The organism is Paenibacillus sp. FSL H7-0331 (assembly GCF_001956045.1).
Genome location: NZ_MRTH01000067.1, coordinates 1 through 18141, shown reverse-complemented (window position 1 = coordinate 18141; position 18141 = coordinate 1). Strand labels below are relative to the sequence as shown.

The window sequence follows — 18141 nt, the reverse complement described above, 5'->3', positions numbered from 1 at the left end:
CCTTATACAGTTAATTTAAGAGAAATTATTTCATTTTCATGTTACTAATTAATTATAATCCATGATAGAAGCGCAGACCCTCTTGTGTATTTATATAGTTCAGCTTGTTTGTCCCACTATCCTCCCTGTTAATTTAACGACAAGTTATAGGTCAGTTAACTGCTTGTCGGAAATCGGATCAAGTTCTTGTCATCGCAAAATGACAAGAACTTGATCCGATAACTAAAAAGCCCACGGTTTCCGTGGACTTCATTCGGACATTGTTCTTGTCACCCGACAAAGGACTGTGTACGCTATCGCGTGTTCACACCGTCTACTTGGTTTACGGATCTGCGCAAGTCGATCGATGTAACAGAACGGCCGAAGTAGAGGTTGCCGCTGCTAGCTTAATCGATCATGATCGGCATGACGAAAATGATAACGATGATAATGATGATCGGGACGATGACAAATCAGGATGAAAAAGAACCTTAAACGCCACTTTCACTGTGGTTTTTAAGGTTCTTTTGCTCAAATCATGGAATTAAATCCCAAGAGTCTTACTCCAAATAATTCTCAACAATCCGCGCCCGCATCTCCGCCGTAATACCGAACTCCTGCTCGAAATAGTCGTCCCAGCTCTTGTAAACAGCTCCTATCTCCTCTAAAGCGGCGTTCAAATAATCCGCCGACGCAACGAACGTATCACACAAATGCTCCCTTTGAAGAGGGGTTAGCTGCTCATCCAGCTGCTCCAGCATTAGCGCGGCTTTCGGTCCTAGCGTTTCATTCGTGAGCAAGTAATCGTCCATAATGACCTCATCGGATACATTCAGTAGCTTAAGCATCAATGCAGCGCCAACCCCCGTTCGGTCCTTGCCGCCCGCGCAATGATGTAGCAGAGCAGGCCGCTCAGTGTCGGGATGCGCCATCGCATCGATAAGGAACCGATAAGCCGGGTTGGCGAACGGAAGCCGCTTATAAAGTTCAATCATCGTCTCCCGATCGATGATACCTCTCGTCAGCGCATCCTTATCCGCATGCATATTCGTCAGAGCTGCGAGTGGACTTGCTTCCAGCCTCCGATAATCGACACCTTCAAGTGCAGGCGTCGGACTGCGCTCAGCCTCACCTTCGCTGCGATAGTCCAATATTGTTCTCAGCCTCAAGCCGCTCACGATTTGCAGATCCTGCCCGGTCAATCCTCCCAATTGGTCCGAACGGAACAAGAGCCCGTATTTGACCGTACGGCCGTCTGCAACCTGATATCCGCCCATATCGCGGAAGTTGACAGCGCCTTCTAAAGCAATGACTCTATTTTTTCTCGTAATATTCATAGCAATACCCTCTACTGTTCGATTTATTTTAGTCCCATTTTCACAAAAGATTCGATGATCTGACGCTGAAGAACGAGGTATACGATTAATATAGGAAGGCTCGTAATGACGGCAGCCGCCATCAGAGGTCCCCAGGCATTCGCATCACTGGACATGAACATTTGCAGGCCGATCTGGATGACCGACTTCTCCAGCTTATTCGTCAGCAAGAGCGGCCAAAAGTATTCGTTCCACGAATTAATGAACAGCAGAATCCCAAGAGAAGCAATCGGCGCCCGCATATTCGGCACGAACATCCGCCAGAGGATCGACCAGCTCGATGCTCCATCCACCCACGCCGCCTCAATGATCCCCTTCGGAAAAGCCCTGAAGGATTGCGTCATGGACATAATCGCGAACGCCGATACCATATTGGGCACGATCAAGCCTAGGAGCGTATTGCGCCAATCCCATGCGGATATTTGTACATAGTTCGGAATCATCGTCACCTGGAACGGAATGAGCCAGGTAAGCGCGAACAGCATGTACATCACGCGCGATCCGGGAAACACCCAACGGGCAAAGGCGTAAGCCGCCAGTAAAGCCATACCTAATTGACATACCGTCTGCACGATGGACATGACAGCGGTGTTGCTAAGCATGCTCAGGACGGGTATCGATTGAAAAGCGTACTCATAGTTGCTCCACGTCCAATGCTTGGGAAGAAGCGATGCCGAATATATTTCCCCTTCCGGCCTGAAGGAAGAGACAATCATCCAATAGAAGGGGAACACCGCGAACAAGCTCAAGAAAATCATAACCGCATGTTTCCCGATAGAACGGGGATTTAATAAACGCATCATTTTCCACTCCTTATTCGTCATAGAACGAATAGCGGTTGCTAAGCTTGGTCAGCAGCCAAGCAATAAAGCCGAAGACAACGAAGAACAGGACAGCAGAAGCCGAGCCCCAGCCGATCGAGAACGACTTGAAGCCGTAATTCCATAACAAATAGTAGATGTTAATGGTCGAATTAGAAGGTCCGCCTTGCGTCAGTACGTTAATATAAGCGAAGCTCCATTCTGACGAGAACAATATACTGAGCATCAGGATAAAAATAAGGAATGGCGATAGAAGCGGAAGCGTAATGTAGCGGACAATCTGCCATCTGCTCGCACGGTCGATCATCGCCGCCTCATAGTAATCCTTGCTGATGCCTGTCAAAGCGGCAGAAAATATCAACGTGCTGAACCCGATCATTTTCCAACCGGTAATCAACAGGATCGTCCAGATCGCAAACCTCTCATCGGATAGAAACCGGATCGGATCGCTGAGATGGAATCCGCTCTTCAAGGCTTGGTTTACGATTCCATTCAGCGGGTGTAGCATCCAATTCCAGATGATAGAAGCCACTACGGGTGCCATGATCATAGGAAAAAAGACGAGCATCCTGTATACGTTCTTTGCCCTGCCATTGAACCGTTCGGTGCCGATTGCGATTACCAGCGGAATGACCAAGGAGAACGGAAGGATACCGATCATATAGATCAAGGAATTGCTGATTGCCGTATGCATGTCAGGCAGGTTAACGATACGTTCATAGTTAAGCATCCCGACGAATTTCTTAGGTGTCGTTGGCAGCAGGTTCCATTCGTAGAAGCTGAGCTGGACCGTCTGAAGCAGCGGCCGATATAACCAAAAACCTACGCAGAGCATCGCGGGCAATACATACAGGTAAGGCTGCAACAAGCGAAGGATTCGGGAAACCAGCACTGAATTTGCTTTCCCTGTGGGCTTGGACCGAAAGGTTACTTGCTCCCGACTTCCTTTGCTTGGCCGAACGGTTACAGACGTCTGCTTGTTCATGGCATCAGCTTCTGCGCCTGAACCTGCGCATCCTGCATCCTCTTCGCAACGTTTGCATTGGTCAGAACCGAGCTCTGTATCGCGTTCATCAGAATCGTGGAAATCTGGCTGAAATTCGCTCCCGGGTAAGCGATCGCAGGCGTCAACCGCTCCAGTTGACTGATATTCGGTTGAATAAGCGGATTTTCCTTTGCCCACTCCTTTAAATATTTCGGATCCTCCAAAATCGATGTACGCATCGGCAAGTATCCGATTTCGGATGTAATAATGGTGTACCCGCGCTCGCTCGTCACGAATTTCATGAATTCCCAAGCCGCTTTCTGCTTCTCCGTATCCTTGGACAGGATGAACAGCGCGCTTCCCGAGTTCGTCGGCTTCGTCGCCTTCCCTTCGAATGCCGGCATCTCAGCGGCACGAAGCTCCCATCCTGTTCCTTTCGCGCCTTTCAGTAACGACCCTTGCACGGCGCTTGTCATCACGAACATGCCAAGCTTCCCTTGCGACATCGTTTCCATCGCTTCTACGTCATTCATTTTGTCATGGGCACCACTATCTACAAGCCCTCTCCACATCTGGATGGCTCCTATCGCCTCCGGGGAGTCGAATTGCAGCATCTTACGATCGTTAGACAGAACGGCTCCTCCATTGCTGCCGATCAGAGATTGGACAATCCAGTCCCCGGTAGACGGCGACAGTCCAGAATAATGGAAACCCTCTGCTCCCGTCTTGCTCTTGATTTGCAGTGCAGCCTGCTCAACCTCCTGCCATGTAGCTGGCGGTTTCTCCGGGTCCAGCCCTGCTTTGAGGAACAGATTCGCGTTATAGAACAGAACCGGCGTGCTGAACGTGAACGCAAGGCCGTAAGTCTGGTTATTGTACTTGCCAAGCTCAAGTCCCTTGGCGGAGAAGCCTTCGAAGTTTTTATTCCAGTCGTCTGTAGTGGTCAGTGATTCGAGCGGAACGGCACCTAAGCCATTAACGATTAAGTCCATCCAGCCGAAACCCAGTTGCGCCACATCGGGCGGTGTTCCTGCGGCTGTATCGGCCTGTACGCGGCTAAGGAGATCGCCGACCGGCACCGGCACCCCCTCGATATGAATGTGAGGATGGGCGGCTTCGAATTCGTCGATGAGCTTCTGTGCGCCTGCCCCAGCCACGGCATTGCCAAGAATATAGCTGTAGAAGCGCAAAGTAACGTCTTTCTCGTTATTTGTAATGCCATTAGTGCTTGAACCGCAGGCTGTCAGTACGAGACTGAGTACAATACTCAAGATGAGTGCGGCATTAAATGTTCTGTTCAAGTGGACGACCTCCTAAGATTTATGCTTCAGAGGAATGAAGGATGGAACGTAACGTAGAAATTCAATATCGGTAGCAGGAAGGATAACCGTCTGCACGTTTGCGCTGCCGCCAGCTATTGTAACGATATTGTAGCTGCAAAAATCGTAGAGCCGGAATTGACCGTCATCGGTCATCTCCCCGCCGAATGCTGAACCGCTCGCTGCTACGCTCAACATGCCATCGTACATCCCAATGTTGTTCGAATGAACATGACCTGCGAAGATTCCTGCCACATCGCCAGTCTGCAATACCTTGGCAAGCTCGTCAGCATTCGTCAGCATATGTTTCGCCGACATTATGCTGATGTTCAGCAGTGGATGATGAAGGGCAATGACAGTCCCGTTCGGAGCCGTCTGCTGCAACTGCTCGGCAAGCCATGCAAGCTGTTCCTCATCAATAGCCCCGTTGTGTTGCCCTTCCACTTGCGAATTCAGCGCAAGCACACGCAGGCCATCGACGGTTACCGAATAATAGTAAGCTTTCTCGGAAGGCTGTTCGCCAAGGTAACCTTCGCGGAACGGGGCTCGATGGTCGTGATTACCAAGCGTTACATAAACCGGGACTCCGATCGATTCAGACGCTTCGTCTATCAGCTTTCGATAATAGGCATAATCTTCCTTGTCACCTTCATGGACCAGGTCCCCCGTAATCAGAATGAAAGCCGGTTTTTGTTTTGATGCCCTAACGTGATCGAACACTCCTTTAAGCTTGTCCGCCATGTTCACTTTGTTGAAAATCGATTCTTTCCCTGGCACGTTCAGATGAGTATCCGTCACGTGTATGAATGAAACTGTCTGCATGTTCTTTCCCTCCATCGTTTTAGTTCTGTATAATTCATCTTGCATACAAGAAATATATATCTTGAATGTAAGATGAGTGTTAAGCTGAAATTAAAGTTTTGTAAACGGTTGTGAGATACAAAAAGACCGCCAAGGCTACCCTGACGGTCCTTCAATATGATGTCTACCTCTGCTCGCTTCTGAGCAGTTCATCCGTAACATTCCATTTGTAATTCAGAATTTCCTTCTTCGCCCCTTGAATGTCACCTGCGGTTAGATAGCGCAATATTTCAGAATATATATTCTTGCCTGTGAAGGGTCGATTCGGATTTTTATAGAACCGATGCGCTACAACGAAAAACAGGATCTTATCCTTGTACGAATCAAAGGTTTGCAGAATATGACGGTTGTGGATTGTTTCCAACAGAGTTCTCATGAACAACAATCCGTTCTCATAATATTCGCGGTATCTCTTCTGTTCGCTGGCTCCTATAATCTCACCCAAATAGGCCCCCATTCTCTCAAGGTCAATCTCGTCATGATATTGCTCTATGATATCAAGCGTGAATAAATACAATGCGGTTAACAAGTCGAACATTTCAAATAACTCATTAATCTCGATTGTATTGACCCGGATTCCGCGCTTGGTCAATGTCTGGACAAAGCCTTCCTTCTCCAGAAGCCGAATGGCGTCGCGGATCGGTGTCCGGCTCATATTCAATTGCGCTGCCAGCTCACCTTCCGACAGAAGAACACCTGGTGAATAGTCTGCATTGAGCAGTCTTTGACGAATTTTCTCATACGCGTATTCCACTAGCGAGGCTCCGGACATAAGCAGTGCTCCCTTAACTGGACGGAGAAATGTTAATGGATCTCCATTGTTCAGTTTATCATGTGTTATTTCCTTTATTATAAGTTCATTTGTTAACAGAGAATAAACTCTACAACTATCTTCAACCTTAAACCACGTTGGCTCCGAAGATATTAGCGATGATTTGCTCGACTTTTCCGTAGTCCTGCTGAGTATCGATGATCGCCATTTCCTTAGACGGCTGGGAATATTGGAACGATCACAATATCACAATAACGAAAAAACATATGTTTCTGTGTCCATATAAACCGCCACCCATGTGTATCACCCCTAACCTATTAACCTTACCATAATTACCCACACAAAAAAAGAACCCTTCCGCCATGTTGGAAGGGTTCTGACACCGTCACATCTTGTTTAATCTTTTCTCACTAACAGTGAACAGCACTCCACATGTGTGGAGTCGGCGATAAGAAATGTCACTGTAAAGGTTTTACAGCCCAATTTACGAATTCGCTCCTACTCTGGAATAACATTGAAAGTTTATTTAACCAACTGAATAATGAGACTGGACTAAGACATTTTGTAGCTATTTGAATTCCTCAATGCAGGCCAAAAAAAAATAATTCAATGTTGAGACTTGTGAAGAGATCGACAGTAATAAATACTCAAGCGGTGTTTCTCCTCTAAAACCTCATTTTATCAAATTCTCTTCGAATTCCTTCACACGTCTATAAAACGTCCGATGTTTCATATCTAATTGCTTTATTGCCATCGTTGCAGTAATCGTTCCTGATTTCCATTCCTTGTACATGCGTATGAATGCACCATCAATATCTACTTTTGGCCGACCAAACTTCACTCCGTCTGCCTTTGCAACTTCGATTCCCTCAGCTTGCCTTTGCCGATTCTTCTTTCGCTCCTGTTCTGCTACATAAGCCAATAAACTTAAAAATTGATCCTCCATTACTCTTACCGAAATCACCCATGGTCCGATATTTCCTAGAATCAAATAACGTCTCATTGTCCAAACAAACGATATCTGCTTTCAACTCACGAGTAATATATTTCCACTCAGTAATAATCCCATCGTAATCACGGCCTAATCGATCCAGCGCATCAATATAAATTAAATCGTTTTCACGAATCATCAGACGCATCGCCTGATAACGCGGTCTGTTAAAATCCTCACTAACATCATACCAAGGAGTCTTTTTATTTTTCAAACCTCATATTTCTTCATAATAGGAATGCTGCCCGTTACTTCAACAGGCTACCGTATTAATATCAGTAGCTAGCTTTCTGTTATGTATGGTATGGAACTATCGTATCCGTTAGGTTAATCAAATATGAACAATACCCGCCTTTCTTAGGGGACAGATAGAACCGATAATGCTGAAACCACCAGAGCTATGCCTTGGAGGTTCTGTTAATCGATGGGACAGACCGAAGCAGATTTCGTAATGAAGGGAAACATTTCCATTCACAGCCTTCTCTCTGGTAAAATAGAGAAAATCACATTTTCACTTGGGAGGCAAATGACAACGATGGAACAAGAGCTAAGCGCACAGATAATGAAATGGCACGAAGATAATGAACACCAGCAGATCGTAGACACTCTGATGAAGATTCCTCCAGCGGACAGGGATTACGACATGGTCAGCAGCATGGGTCGGGCTTATAACAATCTGAGTTTGTATGAAAAAGCACTGGAACAGTTTGCTTTTATTGCTGAGCAAGGAAAAAATGATCCGTTGTGGTATTTTCGCGTAGGCTATTCCTATTATTATATGAAGCGGTATGAGGAAGCAGCAGGTGTGCTAAGCACCGCGCTGGAGCTGGATCCTGGCGATCAGCATTCAGCTAGATTGCTAGACTGGAGCCATAGCAAATGGCAAAAACAACAAAAGGCTGAATCCCGGTGCAGACTCAGTAAACAACAAAAAGGCCCGGGAGCTATCCCTTTTGAAGGTATGGATCTCGACAGTTTCTGGGAAGACAGTAGCTATGCCAGAGAACAATATGTCTCTGATCCGCCTACGGATGAGCTGATTTCTTCTGTAGAAGAAGAACTCGGCTATAAGCTACCAGCAGCCTATATCGCTCTGATGAAGCATCAGAACGGGGGCGTTCCCCATCATACATCCTTTCCGACAGATGAAGCTACCTCTTGGGCTGAGGATCATATTGCTATAACGGGAATTATGGGGATCGGACGCGACAAAAGCTACTCTATCTGCGGTGATCTCGGAAGTCCGTTCATGATCGAAGAGTGGGGCTATCCGGATATCGGCGTGGTAATCTGTGACTGCCCTTCGGCAGGGCACGATGTCGTGATGCTGGATTACCGTCACTGTGGGAAGGACGGCGAACCTGAAGTCATCCATGTCGATCAGGAAGATGATTACGAGATAACATTCTTGGCACCGGACTTCGAGACGTTCATCCGCGGTCTGGTGAAAGATGAGGATTACGACACTTCTGAAGAAGATAAAGAGAACGATCTGCGCAAAGTGGCTGAAGGAAAATTCTCTCCACTGCTCACGGAACTCTGCGGTCAGGCCTCTGAGGTGGATGAGCTGGAGTCCAAAATACGCAGCGTCTGTACCCGGATCGTCCAGGAGAAGGGCCATTTCTCATTTCATGCGGATGAGCCGTCTCATCTCATGTACGATGTGCAGTTCTGGCTATACACCAACGCTTACCCGACTACCAGTCGTCAGCAGTATCTGGATACCTATGATGAAATGATCGCTTTCGGCGACGAATTCGGCCAAGGAGGGTACGCTCCCGGCTTCATCAGCGATTGGCTGGATGGGAGAATCGGGGAAGGCCTTATCGTTCAGGAGAACGGGGTTCTCCGTTTCACGGACGAGGCACGCAGTGCGGTGATAGCAAAGCTTTCAGCGGAGGCGGAAGCTGCACAGGCATTGACAGCTGCAGGAGAAACGAAGGATATGGCCCCCTTTATCCTCGTGGAACAGAAAAATGGTGGCAAATCTGTAATTCTGACGGTCGGTAGCTATTTGGCAGAGCTATTCGACACCCGGGCGGACGAGGGGTTCGAAGGCAACGGTTACGATTGGGCTTCACTGGCGGCGGTGTTCTTGAATGAGCGGATGCCGGAGCTCGCGGACACGATTCATTTTGACCCGGAAGCAGATATGTTCTGTGCCTACTCGAGTAATGGAACCGCTGTAGAACAGTTCGCATGGGCGTTCAAATCTGCCTGTGAGGATGAGGTGCTTATTCACGATCTGTTCACTCGCGCAGAGTTGGACTGAGCTAATGTTAAGGGGAATTTACTCCTGACCGACCGCAAGCCGTCAGGGTGAAGGTCAGAAACAAAGCCAAGGAAAGAGAGAACCTTTTTCTCAACTAGCCTCCAACTATTCCGGAATTATTTCATTTACGCAATTTAATGCGTTTAATGTTCTCGGAAAGCCTATATAGGGAAGGCAGTGGGTAATAGCAGTAATCAAGGTTTCCTTGTCATTGCCCACATTCTTGTTGCCTTGCACGTGTGCCTTCACTTGACCTTCAGCACCACCCAGGCTACTTACGATGCAGAGTGTCAGCAGCTCCCGTGTTTTCAAATCAAGTCCGCCGCGCGTATAGAAGTCGCCAAAGCAGAAAGAAGAAAGATAGTCCTGTATGTGTTTTTGATTTTCCGGAGCACTTGCACGCATTTTTGAAATGACATCTCCAAAAATCTCTACCTGCACGGCAAGTCCTTTATCAAATCGATTATTTTCTTCAACCTGTATTTGGCTCTCAAGCGGCAATGCAATATTTCTTGCTTTAAAAACCTCATTGACTTCATTTATCGCATTCAGCGTTTTAGGAAATCCAAGGTATAGCGCACATTGATAAATTGCCTCTTTGATTTCCACTGGCATCAGCCCAACGTTAAGCGCGGCATGAGTATGAGATTTAAGCTGAGGTAATGTTTGGTTCGTTGTAAGCACCACCAGGGTGATAAGCTCTCGTTGCTTGTTATCTAGGTTACCTTGATAAAAAACCTCACCGAAAATGAAGCGGCTCAGGATGTCCTGAAAATCGGGATCGGTAGCATACGCCGCTGGCACTCCATCGCCAAATAGCTGTTTATATTTTTCTTGACTCTTTTCAATTCGATTCATAAATAACCCTCCTGCTTGTTTTGCGGCTGAATGAGACAACGGCAAGAATTAAGGCAATTGCGACTGATATAGCTGCGATCCAACTGACCGCACGTATTGATATGCCTCCAGCAGCAATACCGCCAATACCTCCGGCTGCAGCAATGCTGAGCTGTAAGATAGAGCCGTATAGGCTTAGCATGATCCCTGTGGCTTCTGGAGCGAGCGCAACCAGGTTAAACTGTAGTCCTGGACCGGAAGACCATGCCGAGAAAGCCCACAGCATAAGAAGCGGAATAGTGACTAACGTTGATTTAGCGATGCTGGAGAGTAGCACCAAAGCTATGACATGGACAACCATACCACTCATGAGTGATTTTGGGATACCGACCCGGTCCGTCATGAATCCGCCGAACTTGGATCCGATTAAAGTAGCAATTCCGAAGGCAAAAAGAGCTATGCTTACTTGCCGTTCTCTCATGGATGTAACGTTTAGCAGGAATGGAGCAATATAGGCATAGAGCAGGGCATATCCTAATTGCCAGAAGAACGTGACACCGAAGCCATTTAGGATTCCCGGGTTCTTTAAAAGAGTCAGTTGCATATACTGTGCTACCGAATAATCTCAAATTAATAGTGGCCAACAATTCGGTGTGGTACATAAGGTTCTTCCAAATACGCGATTTCTTCAGATGTTAATTTTATGGAAAGTGCAGCTGCCGCATCTTCCAGATGTGAATTTTTCGTAGCTCCGACAATTGGAGCAGTTACCGGTTCTTTGTGCAGAAGCCATGAGAGTGCGATATGAACGCGTCGCACGCCATGTTTGTCCGCGAGACTTGCAACCCGGTCCACCACTAATTGGTCCGCATCAGCTGTTGCATCATATTTTTGTTTTGCAATTTGATCAGATTCAGCACGATGTGTCGTTGATTCCCGTGCCAATTTTCCACCTGCAAGCGGGCTATAAGGAATAACCCCGATTTTTTCTTCCTTACATAGAGGGAGCATTTCTCGCTCCTCTTCACGGTAAATGAGGTTTAAATGATCCTGCATAGATACAAATCGAGTCCACCCATTTCTCTCGGCGACATGTAATGCCTTTTGGAATTGCCATGCGTACATAGCTGAAGCACCAATGTATCTTGCCTTACCTGCCTTAACTACGTCGTGTAATGCTTCCATGGTCTCTTCGATTGGCGTATTGTAATCCCAACGATGAATTTGGTACAAATCAACATAGTCGCTTTTTAATCGCTTAAGACTCTTATCGATTTCGCTCATGATTGCTTTACGGGATAGTCCAGCGCCGTTTGGTCCTTCATGTATGCGATTATAAACCTTGGTTGCCAAAACAATCTCATCTCGATTGGCAAGTTCCTTTAGCGCCCGGCCAACGAACTCCTCGCTTGTCCCGTCAGCATATATGTTCGCAGTATCAAAGAAATTGATTCCAAGCTCCAACGCTTTTTTTATTATTGGGCGGGTCTTCTCTTCGTCCAGTACCCATTGATGATGCCCCAGACCTGCATCCCCAAAACCCATACAGCCAAGACAAATGCGTGATACGTCCATTCCGGTATTACCAAGTTTCACATAGTCCATTTGTAGATTCGCTCCTTCTTTTGATCATTTGAAATGTTTACGGTAGTACAGAGATAAAAAAGGTTATGTTATCGAAAAACCGTTTTCCATCCTGCAAAGATGTCAAAATCATCTTTAAAGATTAAAGGAGTCTGTTCGCCATATTGATGTAATATTTCCAATTTTTATTCCAATAATCATTTGGATGGCCTCCATCAAGGGATACATCATAATCCAATTGATATCTCCGTAGGGCTTCGAAGTAATCATCTAAAGTGTCAAAAAAGCAGTCCTCTCGTTGAAATATCTGATTGCCCTCAATTTGCACAGATCATCGATTTTTCTATTCAAGATCGGATTTTAATTTTGTCTAACATTGAAGGTATACGTTGATGAATTAAGTTTCATCTGTGTATTATTATAAGATGAATCACGATACCTACAATTGCTAAATGATCACGATTCGTGCATTAGTGCACAAATCGGTTAAAACTGATAAGAAAGTTTGGTGACCTTTCATTGTCTAAGGTGGATAGAAGAGTCCTGAAATCTCAAAAAGCGATAAAAAATGCTGTTATTGAGCTAATGTCTGAGAAAAGTTTTAATCAGATTACCATACAAGATATTTCGGATAGGGCGGATGTTAGCCGAAGAACCATCTATCTTCATTATCAAGATAAATTTGATTTGCTTGATAAGCTCATTGATTCATATATAAATGAGCTTAAGGAAATATGTGAATGGGCATGTGAATTGCCCTGGAGAGATGCTGATCTCGTTTTTTTAGAATACTTTGAGCGGAATTATTTATTCTTTTCGACAATATTAGCGAGTAAAGGAGCCTCTTCTTTCCGCAGTCGCTTCCTTGATTTTCTGATCGAAGCGTACAGGGATGAAGTGGATATGACTGAAGAAAAAAATAAAGGCTTAACAGAAGATGTTATGCTTCGATTTATGGCAACGTCTTTCGTAGGTGTGTTGGAATGGTGGATCACGAATGAAATGCCCTATCCACCTAATGTCATGGCAAATCAAGTGGGGATATTGTTAGAGAGGATTGTTTCCGACAAGTAGTTTAATAAGTTCGTAGAGCTCATTATTAATTTCTAGATGTTCCACTCTTCTGCCAGTTACTTCAATGAAAAAACAGACCGCGGTGGCGGTCTGCCTCATTCAACTATCGGAACCGTTGAGTAACCACGTGATATTATTTTTTTATGTTGTCTAAGATAGATTTAACAAAATTAGTTTTGTCATCTGCATATTTATGTTTATTACTTTTATTTACTGTCGATAAATCTTGTTTAAGTTGTTCATATTGAATTCTTGCTGTTTCGTTATATCTCAAATAATCTCTAAAAGCCAAATGTTCTAATAGATATTTATTTCCACTTTGGTACATATGAATTTGGTGTGTTCGTGGTTCACCTTTATTAAAGTAATGTCTATCTGGTAAGACATTAGTTCCTTTATATGAATAACCAAGTGTTTCTAACGGAGTAATACACTTTTCACCATCCTGAAACTCATTAATTTCAATAGCAATATCAATGATTGGCTTTGCACTTAAATGTTTAACTGCTGTACTTCCAATGTGGTGAACAGCTAAAATATACTGACCAACTACCTCTTGTATCTGATCTTTCTCTAATAAGTATTCCTTTTGCCATTCATTTGACCAAGGAACTAAAAAAACCTGACCTTTTGGTAATCCAAGCATTTCAACCCTCCCATAACTGAACTTTCTCAGCGGCTATTTAAATATCTATTTTAGAACATTAATACAATTTGTAAATATTTTCTTATCGCACTATACTGCTCATTTAGTGGAGAAGGAGCTTAATAGCTCCTAAAAATATCGACGATATAATTCTCTTCGACGCTCCCCGCGCAGCTGGGCGTATATCTGTGTGGTTGATGCTTTTTCGTGCCCAAGCATCCCCTGGATAAACTCTAATGGTGCACCATTATCCAATAGTTGGCAGGCAAATGTATGGCGAAACCTATGAGGATATACATTTGCGGCAACTTCCCCTCTGTTTGCTAACTTTTTTAATGCCCAACGGATCGTTGGGATTGTCATTCTACGGGTAGGATGGGTTTCAGTGACAAACAAAGCTTTACAGGAATCCTCACGACTCTTTACATATCTTTTTAACCATACTTTGCATTCGGTCGTAAAATAGATTTCCCTTTGTTTAGAGCCCTTACCATTTACGATAGCCGAACAATTTTCCCAGTTGATGTCCTCCAAGCTTAATTTATGCACTTCCCCAACGCGGCAGCCCGTGCAATAAAGAAATTCGAGAAGAGCATGTTCACGATGAGAAAGACAGGAAATCTTAAGATGGATAACATCCTCCTCAATCAGAAATTTCGGGATGCGTTTTTCAACTTTTGGTTCCCTCAGTTTGAGGGAGGGATTCTTTGTGATATGTCCTTCTTCAAACGCAAAACGAAAGAGGGAACGAACGAATCGAATTCGATGCCCTAAACTGCTTGGCTTTAATTTCTCTGATTGCTTGGCCAAATACTCTTTCAGCAAATTTATTGTTACTTCTTCGATCTCGATATCACCGAGTTCGATGATCAGCATCTTAAACTGAAGTGAGTAAGCCTTTATAGTGTGCGGGCTGAATCCTAAAATACGTTTATCAGCCTCATAGAACTTCCATAAATCATTCAATTTCATAACAAAACCCTCCCAATTTTTTAGTTACCTCTAGCTTTACTAGAATTGGGAAGGTTTAATCTAATACTACCATTTGGATCACTATGCTTATGTATTCGTTAGTGGAGAAGGCAGCCAATTTTTCATTTGCTTTCCACGTAGTGCAAGATTAACAATAAACTACAAAAGTGATTAACGATCAAATCTTAAATATATTTACCAGCTAGCTAACTCCTCTTCCTTGGACCGAGCTTATTCTCCATCCCTCTCCATCTCGCTGTATGGTAATTCGACTGCTTGCAGCAGCAAGACCAGTTTTGAATATGTAACCATCAATCAGAATGCTGTCTTTTGCATATACAACTTTCTCTACAATCAGAAGTACCCCTTCAAGGGCATTTACGTCACGCACCATTCCCTTTGCCTTCAATTCATCGAAGGATGCTTTCATAACCAGTACGCCATTGCCGTTTAAGGATTGAAGAATTTCCTCCATATCTCCTTCCCCAAGATCCTTTAGCCCTGTGGGATCGACTGCAATATATTTCATCTCCCTAGTCAAGCCCGGATCGCTTTTCAATAACGCATTTACCGCTAATCCATAGACCAGTCCCATGTCCGGAGTCGGAGGAATAACCTCTCCCCACGCTTCTAATTTGGTTAAGGAAAACTGCTCACCTGTCTCCGCGTCAAGGGTAACAATCGTTTTGTTACCGGCCGGATACAGACCGTTTACTTTCCAAACAGCACGATCCATTAACTGGCTATTTGAATCATTGCGGTGAATATCGATAAACTGTGCTTCCCAACGAACATCATTATTAAGCTTGTCGGTGGATTTGGCCAGTGTAATTGCGGATGATTTTGAAATATACACAGGGCTTGCCTTAACCGATACCGTTTGCAATAACTCATCATAATTTACTTGCAGACCGGTATTTTCAGCAATAAAACGAATCGGGAGATAGATATGCCCCTCATAATTCAGACTCTTATACGGGTCTTCAACTATTTTCTCCTCCCCGTTAAACATATATCTAGCATTGAATAAATAAATCTGTACCGTGTCAGAGGCATAGCCTACCGAAGCTGCCGATATCCCCAGACCTAAAACAAGACCTGAAATAAATTTTTTCATTCCATCTCTCCTCATACTAGAGCTATAGAATTAGACTCCTGAACCATCAAAACGTTTCTTTAAATGGGAATATAATCCTATTAGTTCCTTAAACCAAAGGAAAAAGGGAAGGAAGAAATAGCAAAGGGCCACTCTTGCCGCGAGGCAGCCTTTTCGCTGTGTTAAACTATAGTACCCGTTAGTCATTCATGCAGCGCAAAACCAGCGCTGCACCACAGAGGATGAAAATGGATAAAATCTGTCCATACTTCTATGGTGCCATTAAAGCCCAACCGTTAGTCTGACTCCAACCATCTCGGTGCATCACAGACTGTCGCACCCATTACGGGTAGCACTTATGGGAGATTAATCATTTTTTGCTGGTTGCACCAGCCTTACCTTTATTTTTAGTAGAAAGTCGATTTCTACCAACCCAACTCCATCATACTCAATCAGGGGCTCTGCTTTTTTTAAAAAATGTTACACAGGGTCTACTTTAATTTGCTCTTTTTTGATGTTTCTAGCTTTTTTATTTTCATGGGAGTTCGGTGTTTCCAAAATTATAAATTATAAATTTCTCTGTTTAAATTCACAATATCATTGTGTGAAAATCCAGCTGAAAACTTCTCCATCACCTTATCCCGTAGGAATGGGGCTTTTCCTTTATTTGCCTTTTTCAATGCTTCCGTTAGTTCCTCTTTTGTTAGTTCTGTGCAGTATGCAGGAGTTCCTGGCTGTTGTCTCCACGAATCACTTAAAGAACCACTATCTACTGCGTCGAAGCCTAGCTCGTTTACTACGTCCATGATTATTTGTTTTTGTGATAGGTCATTACCAGCAATCGCCATGGCAATGCGACTACTAGTACCTTCGGGGGTTCCTTTATTTTCTAAAGTATAAGCTAATTGATTATTGAAAGCTTTAATGATAGGTCTGCCTAATTGATTTGAAACCCAAACACTTTCAACGATCCCGTTCTCAATTTCTTCAATTTTATTGTCTCTAAAAGGATAATAATTTGAAGTGTCTACAGCGATTACTTCCTCTCTAGCTTTATCTACAATGTTGCGAATGCTTGGCATTACATGAAAAGGGATAGATATTATAAGAACATCAATATTTGTTATTACATCTTCTACACTCACAGGTGTTCCAGCAATCTCTTTTCCTTCTAAACATTCAATTCCTCGAGCATCTGCAATTTTGACATCATGTCCATTCTTAACTAATTTTTTAGAAATAATTGTCCCTATTGGTCCTGCACCTATAATTCCAAATCTCATTATTGTTCCTCCTAAATATTATAGTGGTACTTCCTTTGTGACTCCAGATTGAGTTTTGAAAGTATAGATAATATAATAAGCTCAATACTCTATTTTTTGAAGTAGGCAATAAAAATTGACATAGTACACTTTTTTATACTTTACAGAAAATAAAGGTGATATGATGGCTAGAATGTGTAAGGATGGATTTGAAAAGGAGTTTATTAAGGAAAATAGAGACGTCTATGGGATTGCTTATACTCAAAACATGCTATCGGGTCGTTGGAAATGTCTCATACTTTGGTTTCTAAAATCAAAAGTATATCGTTACAATGAAATTAAAACTTTTTTATGGGATATTTCACAAGGCTCACTTACAAAACAACTTCGAGAACTAGAATCCGATGGTTTAATTGAACGTAATGTTTTTCCAGAGGTACCACCACGCGTTGAATATTCGTTAACACCAAAAGGGAAAGAATTTATTCCTATCCTCGATTTGATGGAGGATTTCGGGAAAAAATATGGAGAAAAATAGAATAATAAACGACGCATATAACTGCAGGGCTTATATCTAAGGATTTCCAACTCGAATAAAAGAGTCGAATTCGTAGCATCACAAGAATTCGACTCTTTACGTTTATATGTTCCCTCAAAATGTTGGCATTCCATTCTAATTTTTCAAATGCCTTGTTCAACTATCCTGCCCGTTCGGTGAGCGAAAGGCTGCCGATCATGCAGGCAGCCTCGTTCTGGTTGAAGATTCAACTATCGTACCCGTTCGTAATATCGAAACCGAACGGAGTTCGAGTGATGAACTACGTGTCCCGTTTTTGTTTTTCGGCTCTCAACCATAAACAAAACGAGACAATACTGGAAATAATTGAGATGGACAAGGCAGGAATGAACAGAGTGCTGTGGAAGGTATTTGTAAAAGGATTGATTACAGCAAACATGAACCCTGTGAAGCATATTAGATTCAAAATAGCTTGGATGATTCCCTCACGTTTCCACGTCATAATAAAACTAAATAATAAACCTAATATACCCACTGCCACTGCCAACCATTGCACCAAAATCGCCTCCTACAATAACGCGATCTATAATTACTTTCATTGCTCATATAATAGTTATCGGTCTTCGTGGTATTCCGAAGGAATAGGTTTACTTCCTAGTCATTGCGCTATCGTTTCCGTTACTTTAATGAATCAACAATCAATGTTATGGCCGAAAATTATGGTATTACTACAATAAATTGAGTGTGCATATCAGGTTCTATTTTTTGTGTCATACC

The 18141-nt window shown here is 43.7% G+C and carries 18 protein-coding genes and 1 pseudogene; 4 read left to right on the top strand and 15 right to left on the bottom strand.

Translation table 11 applies throughout. From position 1 onward, the window contains the following. The first annotated feature begins 242 nt into the window (after nt 1-242). A complete protein-coding gene (locus tag BK127_RS44295; RefSeq protein WP_179097784.1) occupies nt 243-461 on the top strand; it encodes a hypothetical protein in 219 nt (72 codons plus the stop codon). A 78-nt stretch (nt 462-539) separates the two neighbouring features. Here the strand turns inward: BK127_RS44295 and BK127_RS39735 are convergent, their stop codons facing one another. The 7 genes and pseudogenes from BK127_RS39735 to BK127_RS39705 all read right to left on the bottom strand — a co-directional run. Further along, nucleotides 540-1316: a tyrosine-protein phosphatase gene (locus tag BK127_RS39735; RefSeq protein ID WP_076238196.1), complete on the bottom strand. Its 777-nt coding sequence runs from the start codon at nt 1314-1316 to the stop codon at nt 540-542. Nucleotides 1317-1339: 23 nt separating this feature from the next. Further along, on the bottom strand, nt 1340-2155 hold the full coding sequence (locus BK127_RS39730; RefSeq protein ID WP_218639075.1) for a carbohydrate ABC transporter permease: 816 nt from the start codon (nt 2153-2155) through the stop codon (nt 1340-1342). Between the two features lie 13 nt (nt 2156-2168). Continuing rightward, nucleotides 2169-3161 carry a carbohydrate ABC transporter permease gene (locus BK127_RS39725; protein WP_083689944.1) on the bottom strand — a complete coding sequence of 331 codons (993 nt, stop codon included), beginning with the start codon at nt 3159-3161 and terminating at the stop codon, nt 2169-2171. Next, nucleotides 3158-4462, bottom strand: a complete 1305-nt coding sequence (locus BK127_RS39720; protein ID WP_076238194.1) for an ABC transporter substrate-binding protein — start codon at nt 4460-4462, stop codon at nt 3158-3160. Before BK127_RS39720 ends, BK127_RS39725 begins: the two co-directional genes overlap by 4 nt. A 12-nt stretch (nt 4463-4474) precedes the next feature. Further along, nucleotides 4475-5302: a metallophosphoesterase family protein gene (locus BK127_RS39715; protein WP_076238193.1), complete on the bottom strand. Its 828-nt coding sequence runs from the start codon at nt 5300-5302 to the stop codon at nt 4475-4477. 163 nt (nt 5303-5465) lie between these two features. After that, the gene (locus tag BK127_RS39710) at nt 5466-6113 is read right to left on the bottom strand and encodes a GntR family transcriptional regulator (RefSeq protein ID WP_076238192.1); all 648 of its coding nucleotides are present in this window, start codon (nt 6111-6113) and stop codon (nt 5466-5468) included. Nucleotides 6114-6786: 673 nt separating this feature from the next. Beyond that, nucleotides 6787-7279 (bottom strand): annotated as a pseudogene (locus BK127_RS39705) (recombinase family protein); the annotation flags it as partial. A 249-nt stretch (nt 7280-7528) separates the two neighbouring features. Here BK127_RS39705 and BK127_RS39700 point away from each other — a divergent pair. Then, nucleotides 7529-9376, top strand: a complete 1848-nt coding sequence (locus BK127_RS39700; RefSeq protein ID WP_256711657.1) for an Imm51 family immunity protein — start codon at nt 7529-7531, stop codon at nt 9374-9376. Nucleotides 9377-9481: 105 nt separating this feature from the next. On the opposite strand, the gene BK127_RS39695 is transcribed toward BK127_RS39700, so the two are convergent. Genes BK127_RS39695 through BK127_RS39685 form a run of 3 tightly spaced genes read right to left on the bottom strand, consistent with a single transcriptional unit; the run spans nt 9482 to nt 11818 of the window. Beyond that, on the bottom strand, nt 9482-10234 hold the full coding sequence (locus BK127_RS39695) for a carboxymuconolactone decarboxylase family protein (protein ID WP_076238191.1): 753 nt from the start codon (nt 10232-10234) through the stop codon (nt 9482-9484). After that, the gene (locus tag BK127_RS39690; protein ID WP_076238190.1) at nt 10221-10817 is read right to left on the bottom strand and encodes an MFS transporter; all 597 of its coding nucleotides are present in this window, start codon (nt 10815-10817) and stop codon (nt 10221-10223) included. Before BK127_RS39690 ends, BK127_RS39695 begins: the two co-directional genes overlap by 14 nt. Before the next feature lie 26 nt (nt 10818-10843). After that, nucleotides 10844-11818, bottom strand: coding sequence for an aldo/keto reductase (locus tag BK127_RS39685; RefSeq protein WP_076238189.1), 975 nt, complete (start codon nt 11816-11818; stop codon nt 10844-10846). A 498-nt stretch (nt 11819-12316) separates the two neighbouring features. Between BK127_RS39685 and BK127_RS39680 the strand changes: the two genes are divergently transcribed. After that, the gene (locus BK127_RS39680; protein ID WP_076238188.1) at nt 12317-12871 is read left to right on the top strand and encodes a TetR/AcrR family transcriptional regulator; all 555 of its coding nucleotides are present in this window, start codon (nt 12317-12319) and stop codon (nt 12869-12871) included. Between the two features lie 133 nt (nt 12872-13004). Here the strand turns inward: BK127_RS39680 and BK127_RS39675 are convergent, their stop codons facing one another. From BK127_RS39675 to BK127_RS39660, 4 genes are all read right to left on the bottom strand, one after another. Beyond that, the gene (locus tag BK127_RS39675; protein WP_076238187.1) at nt 13005-13517 is read right to left on the bottom strand and encodes a GrpB family protein; all 513 of its coding nucleotides are present in this window, start codon (nt 13515-13517) and stop codon (nt 13005-13007) included. A 129-nt stretch (nt 13518-13646) separates the two neighbouring features. Beyond that, nucleotides 13647-14489: a tyrosine-type recombinase/integrase gene (locus BK127_RS39670; protein ID WP_076238186.1), complete on the bottom strand. Its 843-nt coding sequence runs from the start codon at nt 14487-14489 to the stop codon at nt 13647-13649. Nucleotides 14490-14691: 202 nt separating this feature from the next. Continuing rightward, nucleotides 14692-15606: a stalk domain-containing protein gene (locus BK127_RS39665; protein ID WP_076238185.1), complete on the bottom strand. Its 915-nt coding sequence runs from the start codon at nt 15604-15606 to the stop codon at nt 14692-14694. Nucleotides 15607-16145: 539 nt separating this feature from the next. Beyond that, on the bottom strand, nt 16146-16868 hold the full coding sequence (locus BK127_RS39660; RefSeq protein ID WP_076238184.1) for an NADPH-dependent F420 reductase: 723 nt from the start codon (nt 16866-16868) through the stop codon (nt 16146-16148). Between the two features lie 163 nt (nt 16869-17031). Here BK127_RS39660 and BK127_RS39655 point away from each other — a divergent pair, with 163 nt between their 5' ends. After that, entirely contained in the window at nt 17032-17385 is a 354-nt protein-coding gene (locus BK127_RS39655) for a winged helix-turn-helix transcriptional regulator (protein WP_076238183.1), read from the top strand. Between the two features lie 280 nt (nt 17386-17665). Here BK127_RS39655 and BK127_RS39650 read toward each other — a convergent pair whose 3' ends face one another. Continuing rightward, nucleotides 17666-17920, bottom strand: coding sequence for a hypothetical protein (locus BK127_RS39650; protein WP_076238182.1), 255 nt, complete (start codon nt 17918-17920; stop codon nt 17666-17668). Nucleotides 17921-18141 lie beyond the last annotated feature (221 nt).

Coding starts and splice junctions, on each gene's coding strand:
- BK127_RS39735 (WP_076238196.1), bottom strand. CDS start 1,316: ATGAATATTACGAGAAAAAATAGAGTCATTGCTTTAGAAGGCGCTGTC.
- BK127_RS39730 (WP_218639075.1), bottom strand. CDS start 2,155: ATGCGTTTATTAAATCCCCGTTCTATCGGGAAACATGCGGTTATGATT.
- BK127_RS39725 (WP_083689944.1), bottom strand. CDS start 3,161: ATGAACAAGCAGACGTCTGTAACCGTTCGGCCAAGCAAAGGAAGTCGG.
- BK127_RS39715 (WP_076238193.1), bottom strand. CDS start 5,302: ATGCAGACAGTTTCATTCATACACGTGACGGATACTCATCTGAACGTG.
- BK127_RS39710 (WP_076238192.1), bottom strand. CDS start 6,113: ATGTCCGGAGCCTCGCTAGTGGAATACGCGTATGAGAAAATTCGTCAA.
- BK127_RS39700 (WP_256711657.1), top strand. CDS start 7,529: ATGGGACAGACCGAAGCAGATTTCGTAATGAAGGGAAACATTTCCATT.
- BK127_RS39695 (WP_076238191.1), bottom strand. CDS start 10,234: ATGAATCGAATTGAAAAGAGTCAAGAAAAATATAAACAGCTATTTGGC.
- BK127_RS39690 (WP_076238190.1), bottom strand. CDS start 10,817: ATGCAACTGACTCTTTTAAAGAACCCGGGAATCCTAAATGGCTTCGGT.
- BK127_RS39685 (WP_076238189.1), bottom strand. CDS start 11,818: ATGGACTATGTGAAACTTGGTAATACCGGAATGGACGTATCACGCATT.
- BK127_RS39675 (WP_076238187.1), bottom strand. CDS start 13,517: ATGCTTGGATTACCAAAAGGTCAGGTTTTTTTAGTTCCTTGGTCAAAT.
- BK127_RS39670 (WP_076238186.1), bottom strand. CDS start 14,489: ATGAAATTGAATGATTTATGGAAGTTCTATGAGGCTGATAAACGTATT.
- BK127_RS39665 (WP_076238185.1), bottom strand. CDS start 15,606: ATGAAAAAATTTATTTCAGGTCTTGTTTTAGGTCTGGGGATATCGGCA.
- BK127_RS39660 (WP_076238184.1), bottom strand. CDS start 16,868: ATGAGATTTGGAATTATAGGTGCAGGACCAATAGGGACAATTATTTCT.
- BK127_RS39655 (WP_076238183.1), top strand. CDS start 17,032: ATGGCTAGAATGTGTAAGGATGGATTTGAAAAGGAGTTTATTAAGGAA.